Genomic DNA, 15789 nt, shown 5'->3' on the forward strand with positions numbered 1-15789 from the left:
AGGCCCAGGTCGATCGACCTGGGCCTTCCTTTTCGGGTGCTACTCGTAGCGCAGCGACTCGACCGGATCGGCGCGCGCGGCCCGGGCGGCGGGGAGCGTTCCCGCCAGGAAGGCGATGGCCATCACGATCAGGATGATCGTCGCGATGGAGACCGGATTGAAGGCGACCAGTGTCAGCCCCGGAAGGCCAGCCAGGACCGACCTGGAAAGAGCGGAACTGATCGCGGTGCCGGCGATGATGCCGATCCCCGCGCCGATCGCACTTCCCAGGAAGCCGATGAAGATCGCCTCGAGACTGAAGAGTGTGAAGACCCGGCCGCTCCCCATGCCCATCGCCTTCATGAGGCCGATCTCGCGCGTGCGCTCCTGGACCGACATGAACAGCGTGTTCACGATGCCGAAGCTCGCGGCGAGGAGCGCGATGATCGCGAACGCGTTCAGCACGAGCACGATACCGTCGATCACGGTCTTGAACGTACCCAGCTGATCGGCGACCGTCGTGCCCTTGTAGCCGGCGTCAGCCAGCCGCGTCTTGAGGTCGCTGACCTGCTGGGTGGTGGCGTCCGGGCTGAACCAGACGCTCGCCTGCGCGAACCTCTCCTGCTGGTCGGCGGCCACTCCGACGTTCTTGGCGGCGAAGAGCGCATCGGTCAGGGCCTGATTCGGCACGATGCTCGATCCGGTGCCGGCGAGGCCCGGCTGCACCACACCCACGACGGTGGCCTCGACCAGGTGCTGTGAACGCTGTGCGTCCGTGACGGCGATCTTCACCGTTGCGCCGGTGGCGGCATCCGCGTCGGCGAACCCCAGCGGCACGACGAGATCCTCGGGGAGGGCCAGCTGCAGACCGCTCGACGAGTTGTCGGGCGTCGAACCGACCGACAGGTTCACGGTCTGACCGGCCACCAGCGAGCCGACGGTCACGAGGTAGCGCGTGCCGTCGCCGAGCTGAATGTAGTCGGCCGACACCGCCTTGGTCGCCTGGACGCGCTCGACACCCTCGATCCCCGAGAGGGTGTCGAGATCTGCGGGGGTCATGGCCACGACTGTGGATCCGGGAGGCCCCGGCTGGGTACTGGCGATCGCGTCGGGGTTGTACTCGGTGGGTCCGCTGTTCGCGACGCCGCTCGATACCGGTGCCTTCGTGACGGTCAGCACGTCGGACGCGCCGATCGACGTCACCGTCTCGTCGATGTAGCGGTTGATGCCGGTGCCGAGGCCGCTCGTGACGGTGAGGGTGAAGGCTCCGACGAAGATCGCCAGGATCGTCAGGATCGTTCGGGTCTTCGAGCGAAAGGTGTTCGAGACGGCGGAAGAGAGGAGATCGAGTGTTCTCATGCTGCCAACGCCTCGTTCGAGATGATGAGTCCATCGCGGATGTGAATGCGCCGGTCGCAGCGGGCGGCGAGCTCTTCGTCGTGGGTGACGATGATCAGCGTGATGCCGTGTTCTCGATTCAGGTCGAACAGGATGTCTTCGACGACGGCGCCGGTGGCCGAGTCGAGGTTTCCGGTCGGCTCGTCCGCGAAGATGACGCGCGGGTTGTTCACCAGCGCGCGGGCGATGACGGTGCGCTGCTTCTGTCCGCCGGACAGGTTGAGCGCCTTGTTGCGTGCCTTGTCCGCCAGTTCCAGCTGCTCGAGCGCCGCCATTCCGCGGCGCTTTCGCTCACCGCGACCGATGCCCGCGATCTTCATGGGGAGCACGACGTTCTCGAGCACCGACGTGTTCGCGGTGAGGAAGAACTGCTGGAAGACGAATCCGAATGTCTTGTTGCGCGTGCGATTGAGAGCGCGACCCCGCAGCGAACGGGTGTCGACACCCTCCAGTGCGATCGTGCCGTCGGTGGGCTGATCGAGCAGAGCGAGCAGGTGCATCAGTGTGGACTTGCCCGAGCCGCTCTTGCCGATGATCGCCACGCTCTCGCCCTGATGGATGTCCAGACTCACCCCCCGGAGGGCATCGAACCGGTTTGAGCCGCGGCCGTACGACTTGCGGACGTCCGTGACGGAGAGAAAGGGGGCGGTCATGCGAGCTCCTTGAAGTGGGATGCTCCGAGCATCGTCGCCCGCATCGGAATGCGCATCATCCCGTCGTCGTCACCTGCATACCGCGTCCGCGGTATGCCTGATGCCGCGCCGGGGCGACGACGAGGCGGGCCGCCCGCGGCAGACTGGGTCCATGACCTCGGCCGGCGGACGCGCAGTGACTGCGGCGCCTCCCCGTGAGCTCGCGCGGATGAAGCCGTGGATGGGCGACGTCCTCGCTGTGGCGCTCATCGTCCTGACGGCGGCAGCGCCCGTCTTCATCCCGAGAATGAATGCGCCCACGCTGATCGCATTGATCTTCTCGCTCGCTCCCGCCGCGCTGCTACCCCTCCGGCGGAAGTGGCCGATGCCGGTGCTCGCCGCCTGCGTGGTGTGCTTCGGCGTCGCCACTCTCAGCGGCGCCGAAGCGATCGCGCCGACCTTCGCGACGGCGATCGCCCTCTTCGGGGTCGCGAACCGCTCGCCCCGGCGAAAGACCATCCTCACGGCGGCCCTCACGATCGCCGCGATGGTCGGGCTCAGTCTGCTCACCGCGATCGACGGTGTGTTCGATCCCAGCGTGTTCCCCATCGCCGCGACGCTCGCATTCGCCGCAGCCAGCGGGGATGCCACCCGCTCCCGTCGGGAGTACATCATCGCGATGCACGAGCGAGCTCTTCGTGCGGAGGAGACCCACGAGGCCGAGGCCAACCGCCGGATCACGCTCGAAAGGCTTCGGATCGCGCGCGATCTGCATGATGCCGTCGCTCACCAGATCGCCGTGATCAGTCTCAATGCGGGGGTCGCGACCTCCTCTCTGGATGCACGACCCGACAAGACCCGCGAGGCGCTTGCGACGATCAGAGAGGCCTCGCGAACCGTCCTGGCCGAGATCGGAGAGCTGCTGGCCATGCTCCGGATCGATGAGTCGGATGCTGCGACCCCTGTCGCGGCCGCTCCGCAACCCGGCCTCGGTCAACTCGACGACCTGTTGAGGCAGTTTCGCGACGGCGGCCTCGAGGTCACACTCCGGGTCGAGGGCTCCACCGGTCCGCTCCCGCAGGCGACCGATCGGGTCGCCTACCGGGTCGTTCAGGAGGCATTGACGAATGCCCTCAAACACGGCGACGATCATCGCGCGAATGTGCTGATCTCGCACGATCCGGACTCGCTCCGCATCCTCGTGACGAATCCGGTCGGCGGCGGCACCTCGGCTGCTGCGGCGGGAACGGGTCTGAGCGGTCACGGGCTGATCGGCCTGCGAGAGCGAGTCGGCTCCGTCCGCGGCAGCGTCGAGACGGGTGTGAGCCTGGGCGGCTACCGTGTGGACGCGTCATTGCCGCTCGACCGGGGGGTGAGCTCGTGATCACCGTCATGGTCGTGGATGACCAGTCGCTCATCCGCACCGCCGTAGGGGAGATCCTCGCCAGCGAGGGCGATATCAGTGTGGTCGGCGAGGCCCGCGACGGTGCCGAGGCGGTCGTCATGGCGGCATCCCACCGTCCTGATGTCGTCGTGATGGACATCCGGATGCCGGTGCTCGACGGGATCGCGGCGACGGCTCAGATCTGCGCGGACGTCGACCTCGTGACGACCCGCGTGCTGATCCTGACGACGTTCGAAGAGGACGAGTATCTCGTCCAGGCGCTACAGGCCGGCGCGAGCGGATTCATCGGGAAGGGTTCCGAGCCCGAAGAGATCGCGCGTGCGGTGCGCGCGGTGCATGCCGGCGACGCTCTGCTGTCACCGACGGCGACGCGAAGTCTGATCACCCGTTACGTGCGTCCCGGAGCGCCGGTCGGTGTCCAGACACCGGAGGCGTTCGAGCACCTGACCGAGCGCGAACGCGAGGTGCTGCTGCTCGTGGCGCGCGGTCTTTCGAACTCGGAGATCGCGGGCCACCTCACCATCTCGCCGCACACCGCCAAGACCCACGTGAATCGGGTGATGACGAAGCTGCGCGCTCATGATCGCGCGCAGCTGGTGATCCTCGCCTACGAGAACGGGCTCCTCACCCCTGGCGGGTGACCCTTCCGGCTCGGGCGATATCTCTCCGATCTCATGACACGGAATGACACGCTTGTGATTCCGCGCATCACTGGGCGATAATTGGGTCACACAATCGAACACACGCTTTCATGGTCCGGTTCAGGTCGTTGGGGAAGACGCACCTGATGAACGGAGAGATGATGGCGACACCACAGGCGCGTGGAGTGATCTACATTCACTCCGCGCCACGGGCATTGTGCCCCCACCTCGAGTGGGCAGTGGGTCGCGCGCTCGGGCGCGCGGTCAACTTCGACTGGATAGACCAGCCGGTGCTGGCAGGCAGTAGGCGTACCGAGTTCTATTGGGAAGGCCCGGTGGGCACCGGCGCTTCGCTCACGACGGCGATCCGGGGCTGGGAGCATTTGCGCTTCGAGGTCACGGAGGATCCGTCCGCACGGAGCGACGGCGGCAGATGGCTGCACACGCCCGGTCTCGGCATCCACTATGCGCAGACCGACGCCGCGGGCAATGTCGTGATCGGCGAGGATCGCTTGCGCTACGCGATCGAGGTCGCCGCCGGCGACGCGTTCGAGCTGCAGCGCGAGCTGCACATCGCACTCGGAGCCTCATGGGACGAGGAGCTCGAACCGTTCCGCCACGCCAGCGATGACGCACCGGTCGTCTGGCTGCACAAGGTGGGCTGAGACCCGCCCCGCAGACTTCAGGCGGCGGAGGCGCCACTACCGACTTCGGTGAACAGCCCCGGAGTTCGGGAAATCGAATCCCCGTCTGACACGACAGATGCCCCGCGGCCGGCTTCGCCGCGGGGCATCTTCGTGTGTCGTGGGCTATGCCGAGGCGAATGCCGCCACGGCGTTGTGGCCGCCGAAACCGAACGAATTGCTGATCGCGAGCTGGTCGCCGGCGCCGAGGGGCGTCGGCTCACCCGAGATGCGGAGCGGGATATCCGGATCCTGCGTAGTGAGGTTGATCGTCGGGGGAGCGACACGGTCCTGGATCGCGAGCACCGCGAAGATCGCCTCGAGGGCCCCCGTACCACCGAGCAGGTGACCTGTGGAGCCCTTGGTCGCCGAGACCGGAAGGTCGTGGAGCCGTTCGCCGAAGACGCTCAGGAGCGCCTTGTACTCGGCGATGTCGCCGGTCGGGGTCGAGGTGGCGTGCGCGTTGATGTGCGTCACATCGTCCACTCCGGCGCCCGCAGATTCGAGCGCGAGCCGGACGGCGCGCGACGCGCCGAGGCCCTCGGGCTCGGGAGCGGTGATGTGGTACGAGTCGGCGGTGACGCCGCCGCCGACCACGACGGCGTAGATCCGGGCGCCCCGCGCCAGGGCGTGATCTTCGCGCTCGAGAACGAGCGCGGCGGCACCCTCGCCCATGACGAATCCGTCACGGTCGACACTGTAGGGGCGTGAGGCGTGTTCGGGGTCGTCGTTGCGCTTGGAGAGCGCCTGCATGGAGGCGAAGGCGGCGACGGTGATCGGGTGGATCGCCGACTCGGCGCCCCCGGCGATGACCACGTCGGCGAGGCCGTCGCGGATGTGCTCCATCGCGTTGACGACGGACTCGGTGCTCGACGCGCATGCCGACGCGACCGTCCGGGCATAGGCGCGGGCCCCGAGATGCATCGAGATCGCGGCCGCGGCAGCGTTGGGCATGAGCATCGGGACGGTCATCGGCATGACCCGCCTCGGGCCCTTCTCCTTGAGCGTGTCCCACGCATCCAGGAGCGTCCAGAGCCCACCGATTCCGGTGGCGAAGTCCACGCCGAGCCTCTCGGGCTCGACATCGGGGCTCCCGGCATCCGCCCAGGCCTCACGGGCGGCGACGAGCGCGAACTGGGAGGAAGGGTCCAGCCGCTTCGCCTCCGGCCGCTCGAGCACGGTGTCCGGCCTCACGACGGCCTGCGCGGCGAACGTCACGGGGAGCTGGAACTCATCGACCCAGTCGTAGTCGAGGGTGTGTGCGCCGGAGGCGCCGCTCAACAGGGCGGCCCAGCTCTCGGGCGCGGTCCCGCCGATGGGGCTGGACGCGCCGATCCCTGTGACGACGATGCGTGGGGTGTTCATGTGTGGATCCTCAGGTGGGGTCCGGTGGGGACGTGACGTCCCCACCGGTCGTACTACGCCTGGTTCGACGTGATGAAGGTGACGGCGTCGCCGACGGTCTTGAGGTTCTTGACCTCGTCGTCGGGGATGGTCACGCCGAACTTCTCCTCGGCGTTGACGACGATCGTCATCATCGAGATGGAGTCGATGTCGAGGTCGTCCGTGAACGACTTCTCGAGGGCGACCTCGTCGGCCGAGATCCCCGTCTCGTCGGTGATGAGCTCGGCAAGTCCTGCCAGCACCTCGTCGTTGGTGAATGCCATGGTTTCTCCTGTTCCTCGGGGTTCGCCGGCCCAGGCGGGGCCGACAGTCAGTCTATGGTTCGCGGGCTCGCCGTCAGGGGAGGACCACGACCTGTGCGCCGAACACCAGGCCGGCGCCGAAGCCGATCTGCAGCGCGAGTCCGCCACTGAGCTCCGGGTGCTCCTCGAGCAGGCGGTGCGTGGCGAGCGGGATCGAGGCCGCGGACGTGTTGCCCGTCGTCTCGATGTCGCGGCCGATGATGACCGTCTCGGGGAGTCCGAGCTGCTTGGCGAACTCGTCGATGATGCGCATGTTGGCCTGATGGGGCACGAAGGCGGCGAGGTCGGATGCCTCGACACCAGCCACCTCGAGGGCCTGCCGGGCGACCTTGACCATCTCCCAGACCGCCCAGCGGAAGACCGTAGGCCCTTCCTGACGGAGTGTCGGCCAGGGGACCTCCCCGTCGCGGAACTGCGTGAGCGTGCCGTTCATGCCGACCGCTTCGGCCTTGGAGCCGTCCGAGCCCCAGACGGTCGGGCCGATCCCGGGCGTTTCGCTCGGGCCGATCACGACCGCGCCCGCACCGTCTCCGAGGAGGAACGAGATGCTGCGATCGGCGGGATCCACGACATCGCTGAGTTTCTCGGTGCCGATCACCAGGGCGTAGTGCGCCGATCCGGCACGGATCAGGGCATCGGCCTGGGCGACGCCGTACGCGAAGCCGGCGCATGCGGCGTTGAGGTCGTACGCAGCGGCGGGGTTGGAGCCCACCCGATCGGCCACGATCGCCGACACCGACGGCGATTGCTTCGGGTTGCTGATCGTCGCGACGATGACCGCGTCGATCTGATCCGCGGCCACGCCCGAACGGGCGATCGCCTCGGTCGCAGCATCCGTCGCCAGATCGATCGCGTCGGTGTCGTGGAGCGCGCGGGTGCGCGTCACGATGCCTGTCCGCTGGCGGATCCACTCGTCGCTCGAGTCGATCGGACCGATCAGGTCGTCGTTGGGCACGACGAGTTCGCCGCGAGCGGCGCCGTACGAGTAGATGCGGGTGAACGCGGGCCCGGTGGCCTGGCGGAGGATCATTCTGGGTCTCCTTCGAGCAATGCCGTGGCCGCTGCAAGGTCGTCGGGAGTCTTGACCGCGACCGACGGGATGCCGCGCAGCGCGCGCTTGGCCAATCCCACGAGCGTACCCGCGGGAGCGAGCTCGATGATGCCCGAAACCCCTGCTTCGGCGAACGACGACATCGACAGATCCCAGCGGACGGGTGAGGCGACCTGTGAGACGAGCGCATCCCGGAACGCCGCGCCGGAACCCACGACGGCGCCGTCACGGTTCGACCAGACCGTGACCCGAGGGTCGGCGACGGTGACGTCGGCCGCCGCTGCGCGGAGGACTTCGACGGCGGGTGCCATGTAGCGCGTGTGGAAGGCACCGGCGACCTGGAGTGCGATCACGCGCGTGCCCTTCGGCGGATCAGCAGCGAGCGCCTGCAGCGCATCGAGCGAGCCGGCGGCCACGATCTGACCCCCGCCGTTGTAGTTCGCGGGAGTGAGGTCGAGTTCTTCGAGACGCGAGACGACGGATGCCTCGTCCCCACCGATCACCGCGCTCATGCCCGTGGCCTCGGCGGCAGCGGCCTGAGCCATCGCCCGCCCGCGGATGCCGACGAGGCGCAGCGCGTCCTCATCGGAGAGGATTCCGGATGCGGCGGCCGCGGCGAACTCGCCGACCGAATGGCCCGCGACGCCACCGAAGCCGTCGCGATTCGGCAGAGCGTTCCAGGAGAGGATGCTCGCCGCCACGATCAGCGGCTGTGCCACGTTCGTGTCGCGGATGGCGTCGGCATCCCACGTCGTACCCGCAGCGATCAGATCGACCTCCGCCCACTCCGAGAACGCCTCTACACGTGCGCGTGCTCCGGGCAGTTCGAGCCAGGGTGCGAGGAAACCGGGCGTCTGGGAACCCTGTCCGGGGAAGACGGCAATGATCACCATCCCATCCTGTCAAGGATGAGTCGGCGGATTATGGCGATCGTGTCACAAGAATGCCGCGAAGCTTTGTGCGAGCCGCACATGCCGAGGAGGGAGTTGTCCCTCGTTCTCGGCCTAGCTGCGCCGCGTCGCCGGGGCACGCCGGCGCGCCGCGTCCGACCCGATCGAGCCCAGGATCAGTGCAGTCTGCAGGATGAGCGCCTCGCGCGGACCTGTCGCGTCCCACCCGATGACCTCAGAGACGCGCTTCAGCCGATAGCGGACGGTATTGGGATGCACGAACAGCTCGCGTGCGGTGGCCTCGAGCGAGCGACCGTTGTCGAGGTAGCTCCAGAGCGTCGTCACGAGATCGGCGCTGTGCGCCTGAAGGGGCCGGAAGATCCGCTCGACGATCGTCTGCTTCGCCAGCGGGTCGCCGGCGAGCGCGCGCTCGGGGAGGAGGTCGTCGGCTTCGACAGGCCGAGGGGCGCCCCGCCAGGCGCGGGCGACCGCGAAGCCCGCGAGCGCGGCCCGTGCGCTCTGCCCCGCGTCGACCAGGGCCGGCACGGCGGGGCCCAGTACGAGGTAGCCGGTGCCGAAGCCGGGCTCGAGCCTGCGTGCGATCTCGGCGAACGCGAGCTCGGGCTCGCCCTCTTCGCGTCCGGGTGTCTCCGCCCGCCCGATGACCAGAACGAGCCGTGACCCCTGCACGCCGATGAGGACGTCCACTCCGAGCTTGCGCGCCGTGCGGCGGAGCTGGTCCACATCGAAGAGCGGGGGCGTCGTACCGACGAGAACCGACACCTCGCCGTGACCGTGCCAGCCCAGCGCGGCGATCCTGCTCGGCAGCTCCTCGTCGGCCTCGCCGGTGAGGATCGAATCGACGACGAGCGCCTCGAGGCGGGCATCCCACAGCCCCCTGGCCTCGGCCGCGCGTGCGTAGACGTCCGCCGCGGCGAACGCGACTTCGCGCGAGTACAGCAGGATGGCCTCGCGAAGGTGCTCGCCCTTGCCGTGCAGGCGCTCCTCGGTGACCTCGACCGTCACCCGGATGAGCTGCAGCGTCTGCGTCAGGCTCACGCTGCGCAGCAGCTCGCGGGGCGCGGCGAGGAACACGTCGGCCGCGATCCACGGAGTGGAGTTCGGGTCGTCGTACCACTGGATGAACGACGTGATCCCCGCCTGGGCGACGAGGCCGACGGCGGATCTGCGCGCCGGCGGCATCTCGGCGTACCAGGGAAGCGAGTCCTCGAGCCGCTGGGTGGTCGCCGTGGCGAGGTCGCCGGAGATGCGTCGCAGCCACGCGAGCGTCTCCGGCTTGTCCATCGTCGCCGGACCGTCTGCCATGTGCGGGATCAGCTCTCGCCGCCCGCGTTTCCGCTGGTGCCGGCCGTCACGTCGTGCAGTCGGTAGCGGTCGATCGCCTGAGCGGCGAGGCTGCGATCCACCGCACCCTCCGCCGCGAGCGCCTGAAGGGTTCGCACGACCATCGAGGGTCCGTCGATCTTGAAGAAGCGCCGGGCCGCCGGCCGCGTGTCGGAGAACCCGAACCCGTCGGCTCCGAGCGTCCAGAAGTTGTTCTGCACCCACGGGCGGATCTGATCCTGCACGGCGTGCATGTAGTCGCTGACCGCGATCACGGGGCCGGGCACATCCCTGAGCTTCTCTGTGAGGTACGCCGTCCGCGGCTCCTCGTGCGGGTACAGGAAGTTGTGCTCGTCGGCGTCCAGCCCGTCGCGGCGCAGCTCGGTCCACGACGTGACCGACCAGACATCCGCCTGCACACCCCAGTCGTCCCGGAGCAGCTGTTGCGCTTCGAGCGCCCACGGCACGCCGACCCCCGACGCGAAGAGCTGTGCCCTCGGCCCGTCACCCTCCGCGACGGAGATGCGGTGGATGCCGCGCACGATGCCCTCGACATCCACGTTCTCCGGCTCGGCCGGCTGGACGTAGGGCTCGTTGTAGACCGTCAGGTAGTACATCACGTTCGGATCGGGGTGCTCGCCGCCGTACATCCGCTCGATGCCGGAACGCACGATGTGCGCGATCTCGTAGCCGTAAGCGGGGTCGTACGACACCGTCGCCGGGTTGGTGGAGGCCAGTAGGTGCGAGTGCCCGTCGGCGTGCTGGAGGCCCTCGCCGGTCAGGGTGGTGCGCCCCGCCGTCGCCCCGATGATGAAGCCGCGCGCCATCTGGTCGCCCGCAGCCCACTGAGCGTCGCCGGTGCGCTGGAACCCGAACATCGAGTAGAAGACGTAGACCGGGATGAGCGGCTCGCCGTGCGTCGAGTACGACGTACCCAGCCCCGTGAAGGCGGCGACAGCGCCCGCCTCGTTGATGCCGACGTGCACGATCTGACCCTGCGGGCTCTCCTTGTACGCCAAGAGCAGCTCGCGGTCGACGGACGTGTAGTGCTGCCCGTTGGGGTTGTAGATCTTCGCCGTCGGGAAGAACGCGTCCATTCCGAACGTCCGAGCCTCATCGGGGATGATCGGCACGATCCGGTGGCCGAAGTCCTTCGCCCGAAGCAGATCTTTCAGGAGTCGCACGAACGCCATGGTGGTGGCGATCTCCTGCGTGCCAGACCCCTTCTTGGGCAGCGCGTACGCGGCGTCATCCGGGAGAGTCAGCGGTGCGTGGGTCGCCGTGCGCGCCGGCACGAACCCGCCGAGTGCGCGACGGCGCTCGAGGAGATACTGGATCGTCTCGTCCTGCGGGCCCGGGTTGTAGTACGGCGGCTGGTACGGGTTCTCCTCGAGCTGAGCATCCGTGATCGGGATGTGCATCGAGTCGCGGAACTGCTTGAGGTCCTCGAGCGTCATCTTCTTCATCTGGTGGGTCGCGTTGCGACCCTCGAAGTGCGGGCCGAGCCCGTAGCCCTTGATCGTCTTGGCGATGATGACGGTCGGCTGACCCTTGTGCTCGACGGCAGCCTTGTATGCCGCGTACACCTTGCGGTAGTCGTGCCCGCCGCGCTTGAGGCTCCAGATCTGGTCGTCCGTGTAGTCCTTGACCAGCGCGAGCGCGCGCTCGTCGCGACCGAAGAAGTTGTTGCGCACGTAGGCGCCGTTCTCCGTCTTGAACGTCTGGTAGTCGCCGTCCGGCGTGACGTTCATGAGGTTGCGCAGCGCGCCGTCGGTGTCGCGTGCGATCAGGTCGTCCCACTCACGCCCCCACACGACCTTGATGACGTTCCACCCGGCACCGCGGAAGAAGCTCTCGAGCTCCTGGATGATCTTGCCGTTGCCTCGCACGGGGCCGTCGAGTCGTTGCAGGTTCGCGTTGACGACGAAGGTGAGGTTGTCGAGCCCCTCGTTCGCCGCGACCTGGAGCTGACCGCGGCTCTCGACCTCGTCCATCTCGCCGTCGCCGAGGAATGCCCACACGTGGGAGTCGCCCACGTCCTTGATGCCACGGTTCGCGAGGTACTTGTTGGTCATCGCCTGGTAGATCGCGTTGATCGGGCCGAGGCCCATCGAGACGGTCGGGAACTGCCAGAAGTCCGGCATGAGGCGGGGGTGCGGATACGAGGGGATGCCGTTGGGCGAGGCCGACTTCTCTTGACGGAAGCCGTCGAGCTGGGCCTCGGTGAGCCGGCCCTCGAGGAAGGCCCGGGCGTAGGTGCCCGGTGACGCGTGACCCTGCACGAAGATCTGATCGCCGCCCGAAGGGTGGTCGGCGCCGCGGAAGAAGTGGTTGAAACCGACCTCGTACAGCGCCGCCGACGACGCGTAGGTCGAGATGTGGCCGCCGACCCCGATGCCCGGTCGCTGTGCGCGGTGAACCGTGATGGCCGCGTTCCATCGGATCCAGGCGCGGTAGCGTCGCTCGATCTCTTCATCGCCGGGGAAGTCGGGCTCGTTCTCGGGCGCGATCGTGTTGAGGTAGTCCGTCGTGGGCACCATCGGTACACCGAGGTGAAGATCGTGTGAGGTCTTCAGCAGGCTCAGCATCACCTCACGGCCACGGCCGTGGCCCTTGGCCGCGACCAGCTGCTGCAGGGATTCCTGCCACTCGCCGGTCTCTTCTGGATCGCTGTCGATGGAGCCCTGAGAGTACGGATCCTGATCGTGGACAGTCACGGGAGACCTTTCGTCGTCTGGCAGATCATGCCAGGAGTTCACAACCGCACGGGTGCTGGGCTTGTTCGCCATGCACAAAAGCACCGCCTCTCAGCCTAGCGAGTCGGATGCGTCGAGGATTCTCGCGCGCGACCTTGCGGAACCGCTATCGGGCTCGACGCTCCTAGACTGGGGGACGGAGGGCCTTTAGCTCAGCTGGTAGAGCGCCACGTTTACACCGTGGATGTCGTCGGTTCGATCCCGGCAGGGCCCACGTGAATGCCAGCCCCGCAGATCAGCGCCGCCTGCTCGACCTCGCCGAGCTCGACGCGCGCATGAGCCAGTCCGATCACGCGCGGAAGAACCCGCCGCAGGCGGCCCGCGTCCACGACCTCATGGCCCGGCGGCAGGAGCTCTCGCAGGAGCTCGCTCGCCGACTCGGCACACGCGACGATCTTCGAACGGAGCTCTCGCGGATCGAGTCGGACGTGGCCGTCGTCGATGCCCGCGCCGCCCGCGACGCCGATCGTCTTGCGACATCGAGCAACATGAAAGAGGCGCAGGGTCTCGAGAGTGAGATCGCGTCCCTCGCACGTCGCAAGAGCGAGCTGGAGGACGCCGAGCTCGAGGTGATGGATCGCCTCGAGCAGGCCGACGCCGCCGTCGTCGCGCAGGAGGCGCTGATCGCTGAGACCAATGCCGAGGGGGCTCTGCTGAGTGCGGAGGCCAAGCGCGTGATCGCCGAGGCGACCGCGGCGTACGACGCGGCATCCCGAGACCGCGCGGCGATCGCAGGCGCGGTCCCCGCCGACCTCCTCGCGCTGTACGACCGTGCGGCTGTGCGCAGCTCCGGCGCAGCGTTGCTTCGGCGGGGGACATGCGAGGGCTGCCGGATGGTGTTGGCGGGCACCGATATGCAGGCTCTTCGAGTCGCCGCTGAGGACGCGGTCGTGATGTGCCCCGAGTGCGGCACGATCCTGGTGCGCACCGAGGAGTCGGGCCTCGTAGGTTCCGCGAAGCCGGACGCGTGAGTAGACGGCTGATCGTCGAAGCCGACGGCGGATCGCGGGGCAACCCCGGGATCGCGGCCGGTGGGGCGGTCGTCATCCATCCCGAATCCGGTCTTGTGCTCACCGAACTCGGGGTCTACGTGGGCATCGCCACGAACAACGTCGCCGAGTACCGGGGCATGATCGCCGGGCTCGGGGCCGCCTACGAGCGCGACCCCGAGGCATCCGTCCATGTGCGGATGGATTCGAAGCTCGTCGTCGAGCAGATGTCGGGCCGGTGGAAGGTGAAGCACCCCGATATGCAGGTGCTCGCCAGAGAAGCGATGACGCTGATCGCGGGCCGCGATGTGACCTTCGAGTGGGTGCCGCGCTCGTCCAACAGCCGGGCGGATGCTGCGGCCAACGAGTCGATGGACTCGCGTCAGAGCTTCCGCCGGGACCTCGACGGTGGACGCGCCTGAGGCCACGGCGTGGATCGTCCTCGGTGGCGCCGGCGGGGCCACGGGGGAGCACGTCGAGGCTGTGGAGCTCGCCGCGGACGGCTCTGAGATCGCACGAACCCGACTCGGCGCGCACGCGCTCTCCTCATGGGTGCGGGACCGAGAAGGGGCCGCCGCTCCGCGATGGGTCTGGAACGACACCCCCGGGTGGTACGCCGGCCTGCTCGCCGATGGGGTGCGGGTAGGACGCTGTCACGATCTCAGGCTCGCCCACGCCATCCTCCGCGACGCCGTGTCGGTCAGGGAGGCGCCCTCGCTGCGCGCCGCGCATGAGTGGGACGGGGCGCCGGCCGAACCCACGGCATTCGACGCCGCTGCGACACTCTTCTCCCTGGAGGGTGACCGTTCGGGGTTCGCCACGGGGCCGCCGGACGGAATGGACGCCGCTCTGCAGGAATTCGAGCGCCAGCGCATCGCCGTCGCGAGGAGCGACGACCCCGCACGGCTCCGGCTCCTCATCGCGGCCGAGTCCGCGGGCGCGCTCCTGGCCGTCGAGATGCGCGCGGCGGGATTGCCCTGGGATGCGGTCGCGCACGATCGCCTCCTCACCGATCAGCTCGGTCCGCGGCCCGTCGCCGGTGCGGTGCCCCGCCGGATGCAGGAGGTCGCCGCCGAAGTGCGAAGCGCCCTGGGCGATCCGGCAGCCAGCCTCGATTCCCAGCCGAAGCTCTTGAGGTCGCTGCATCGCATCGGCATCCCCGCGGAGTCGACGAGTAAATGGGCACTGGCCGAGTACGAGCATCCGGTCATCGCGCCGCTCCTGGAGTATCGCCGCCTGTCGCGGCTCTACACCGCCAACGGCTGGGCGTGGCTCGACGAATGGGTGCACGAGGGAAGGTTCCGTCCCGTGTACGTGCCGGGCGGTGTGGTCACCGGCCGGTGGGCCTCATCGGGCGGGGGAGCGCTGCAGCTGCCTCGGCAGCTGCGCTCGGCGGTGCGGGCCGATCCCGGCTGGAAGCTCGTCGTGGCCGACGTCGCCCAGCTCGAGCCCAGGGTGCTCGCCGCCATGGCCAGCGACGGCGCGCTGGCGACCGCGGCGCGCGGGCGCGACCTGTACGTCGGCATCGTCGAAAGCGGGGTGGTGGCGACCCGTGCGGAGGCGAAGATCGCGCTCCTCGGAGCGATGTACGGCGCAACGACCGGCGACAGCGCACGGCTGCTCCCGAGACTGAGATCCGCCTATCCGCGCGCGATGGCGCTCGTCGACGAGGCTGCACGCGTGGGCGACGATGGTGGGGTCGTGTCGACATGGCTGGGGCGTTCCTCGCCGCCGCCGTCGGCGAGCTGGCACGACGTGCAGGCCAAAGCGAGTGATGTGGGCTCGTCGCGCGGCGATGAGGACCGTGCGCGTCGCTGGGCACGCGATCGCGGCCGCTTCACACGCAACTTCGTCGTGCAGGGCACCGCGGCCGAGTGGGCGCTGGCATGGCTCGCCGACCTGCGCGGACGACTCGCCGCGATGCCCCTCGCGAGTGAAGGTGACGCGGCGATTCGTTCCGGTCGAGTCTTCGCCCGGCGACCTCATCTGGCACTGTTCCTGCACGACGAAGTGATCGTGCACGTGCCGGAGCCGGCCGCACCCGCTGTGGCCGATGCGGTCCGGGAGGCTGCTGACGCCGCCGCCGCCCTGCTCTTCGGTGCGTTCCCGATCGACTTCCCGCTCGACGTCCGTATCGCTGACACCGCCGACAAGTCCTGAGACTCCGTCAGCGTCAATGGCCGCTTCGCCGAGCCACCCGCTTCCCGCCGAACCACCCCCTGTCTCCTGCGATCACAGGGGCGGCTCTGCACTGAGGGGGTGGTTCGGTGTGGGGGGATGGCGCACGCCGAGCGCCGGGGGCGGCCCGATCCGGC

Annotated in this window: 14 protein-coding genes and 1 tRNA gene; 7 read left to right on the forward strand and 8 right to left on the reverse strand. The window is 68.5% G+C overall.

Annotated features, from left to right (window positions below; all coding sequences use genetic code 11):
• Positions 1-39: 39 nt before the first annotated feature.
• Together F6B43_RS02030 and F6B43_RS02035 are read right to left on the reverse strand one after the other, a co-directional pair.
• Positions 40-1338 (reverse strand): ABC transporter permease, encoded by a 1299-nt coding sequence (locus F6B43_RS02030; protein WP_150447261.1) that lies wholly within the window; start codon positions 1336-1338, stop codon positions 40-42.
• The gene (locus F6B43_RS02035) at positions 1335-2030 is read right to left on the reverse strand and encodes an ABC transporter ATP-binding protein (protein ID WP_150447262.1); all 696 of its coding nucleotides are present in this window, start codon (positions 2028-2030) and stop codon (positions 1335-1337) included. Before F6B43_RS02035 ends, F6B43_RS02030 begins: the two co-directional genes overlap by 4 nt.
• Before the next feature lie 151 nt (positions 2031-2181).
• Between F6B43_RS02035 and F6B43_RS02040 the strand changes: the two genes are divergently transcribed.
• The 3 genes from F6B43_RS02040 (at position 2182) to F6B43_RS02050 (ending at position 4720) form a co-directional block, all read left to right on the forward strand.
• On the forward strand, positions 2182-3393 hold the full coding sequence (locus F6B43_RS02040; protein WP_170285534.1) for a sensor histidine kinase: 1212 nt from the start codon (positions 2182-2184) through the stop codon (positions 3391-3393).
• Positions 3390-4055 (forward strand): response regulator, encoded by a 666-nt coding sequence (locus tag F6B43_RS02045; protein ID WP_150447264.1) that lies wholly within the window; start codon positions 3390-3392, stop codon positions 4053-4055. Before F6B43_RS02040 ends, F6B43_RS02045 begins: the two co-directional genes overlap by 4 nt.
• A 161-nt stretch (positions 4056-4216) precedes the next feature.
• Entirely contained in the window at positions 4217-4720 is a 504-nt protein-coding gene (locus F6B43_RS02050) for a DUF3145 domain-containing protein (RefSeq protein ID WP_150448362.1), read from the forward strand.
• A gap of 144 nt (positions 4721-4864) precedes the next feature.
• Here the strand turns inward: F6B43_RS02050 and F6B43_RS02055 are convergent, their stop codons facing one another.
• The 6 genes from F6B43_RS02055 to aceE form a co-directional block, all read right to left on the reverse strand.
• Positions 4865-6103 (reverse strand): beta-ketoacyl-[acyl-carrier-protein] synthase family protein, encoded by a 1239-nt coding sequence (locus F6B43_RS02055; RefSeq protein WP_150447265.1) that lies wholly within the window; start codon positions 6101-6103, stop codon positions 4865-4867.
• A gap of 53 nt (positions 6104-6156) precedes the next feature.
• Complete coding sequence (locus F6B43_RS02060) at positions 6157-6405, reverse strand: acyl carrier protein (protein ID WP_013586517.1); 249 nt, start codon at positions 6403-6405, stop codon at positions 6157-6159.
• Between the two features lie 73 nt (positions 6406-6478).
• Entirely contained in the window at positions 6479-7474 is a 996-nt protein-coding gene (locus tag F6B43_RS02065; protein WP_150447266.1) for a beta-ketoacyl-ACP synthase III, read from the reverse strand.
• Entirely contained in the window at positions 7471-8385 is a 915-nt protein-coding gene (locus F6B43_RS02070) for an ACP S-malonyltransferase (protein ID WP_150448363.1), read from the reverse strand. Before F6B43_RS02070 ends, F6B43_RS02065 begins: the two co-directional genes overlap by 4 nt.
• A 114-nt stretch (positions 8386-8499) precedes the next feature.
• Positions 8500-9711, reverse strand: coding sequence for a PucR family transcriptional regulator (locus F6B43_RS02075; RefSeq protein WP_150447267.1), 1212 nt, complete (start codon positions 9709-9711; stop codon positions 8500-8502).
• 8 nt (positions 9712-9719) lie between these two features.
• Positions 9720-12446, reverse strand: a complete 2727-nt coding sequence (gene aceE / locus F6B43_RS02080) for a pyruvate dehydrogenase (acetyl-transferring), homodimeric type (protein WP_150447268.1) — start codon at positions 12444-12446, stop codon at positions 9720-9722.
• A 180-nt stretch (positions 12447-12626) separates the two neighbouring features.
• Between aceE and F6B43_RS02085 the strand changes: the two genes are divergently transcribed.
• The 4 genes from F6B43_RS02085 (at position 12627) to F6B43_RS02100 (ending at position 15634) form a co-directional block, all read left to right on the forward strand.
• Positions 12627-12699 (forward strand) — tRNA-Val (locus F6B43_RS02085).
• Between the two features lies 1 nt (position 12700).
• Positions 12701-13456: a zinc ribbon domain-containing protein gene (locus tag F6B43_RS02090; protein WP_150447269.1), complete on the forward strand. Its 756-nt coding sequence runs from the start codon at positions 12701-12703 to the stop codon at positions 13454-13456.
• The gene (locus F6B43_RS02095) at positions 13453-13896 is read left to right on the forward strand and encodes a reverse transcriptase-like protein (protein WP_150447270.1); all 444 of its coding nucleotides are present in this window, start codon (positions 13453-13455) and stop codon (positions 13894-13896) included. Before F6B43_RS02090 ends, F6B43_RS02095 begins: the two co-directional genes overlap by 4 nt.
• The gene (locus F6B43_RS02100) at positions 13883-15634 is read left to right on the forward strand and encodes a bifunctional 3'-5' exonuclease/DNA polymerase (RefSeq protein WP_246159751.1); all 1752 of its coding nucleotides are present in this window, start codon (positions 13883-13885) and stop codon (positions 15632-15634) included. The genes F6B43_RS02095 and F6B43_RS02100 overlap by 14 nt, the downstream gene beginning before the upstream one ends.
• The last annotated feature ends 155 nt before the right edge of the window (positions 15635-15789 follow it).

The organism is Microbacterium rhizomatis, from assembly GCF_008710745.1.
Classification (GTDB): Bacteria; Actinomycetota; Actinomycetes; order Actinomycetales; family Microbacteriaceae; genus Microbacterium; species Microbacterium rhizomatis.

What these genes read in the sequence shown, in the direction of transcription:
- F6B43_RS02055 (WP_150447265.1), bottom strand. Translation starts at nt 6,103, where the DNA reads ATGAACACCCCACGCATCGTCGTCACAGGGATCGGCGCGTCCAGCCCC.
- F6B43_RS02030 (WP_150447261.1), bottom strand. Translation starts at nt 1,338, where the DNA reads ATGAGAACACTCGATCTCCTCTCTTCCGCCGTCTCGAACACCTTTCGC.
- F6B43_RS02060 (WP_013586517.1), bottom strand. Translation starts at nt 6,405, where the DNA reads ATGGCATTCACCAACGACGAGGTGCTGGCAGGACTTGCCGAGCTCATC.
- F6B43_RS02075 (WP_150447267.1), bottom strand. Translation starts at nt 9,711, where the DNA reads ATGGCAGACGGTCCGGCGACGATGGACAAGCCGGAGACGCTCGCGTGG.
- F6B43_RS02035 (WP_150447262.1), bottom strand. Translation starts at nt 2,030, where the DNA reads ATGACCGCCCCCTTTCTCTCCGTCACGGACGTCCGCAAGTCGTACGGC.
- F6B43_RS02040 (WP_170285534.1), top strand. Translation starts at nt 2,182, where the DNA reads ATGACCTCGGCCGGCGGACGCGCAGTGACTGCGGCGCCTCCCCGTGAG.
- F6B43_RS02065 (WP_150447266.1), bottom strand. Translation starts at nt 7,474, where the DNA reads ATGATCCTCCGCCAGGCCACCGGGCCCGCGTTCACCCGCATCTACTCG.
- F6B43_RS02050 (WP_150448362.1), top strand. Translation starts at nt 4,217, where the DNA reads ATGGCGACACCACAGGCGCGTGGAGTGATCTACATTCACTCCGCGCCA.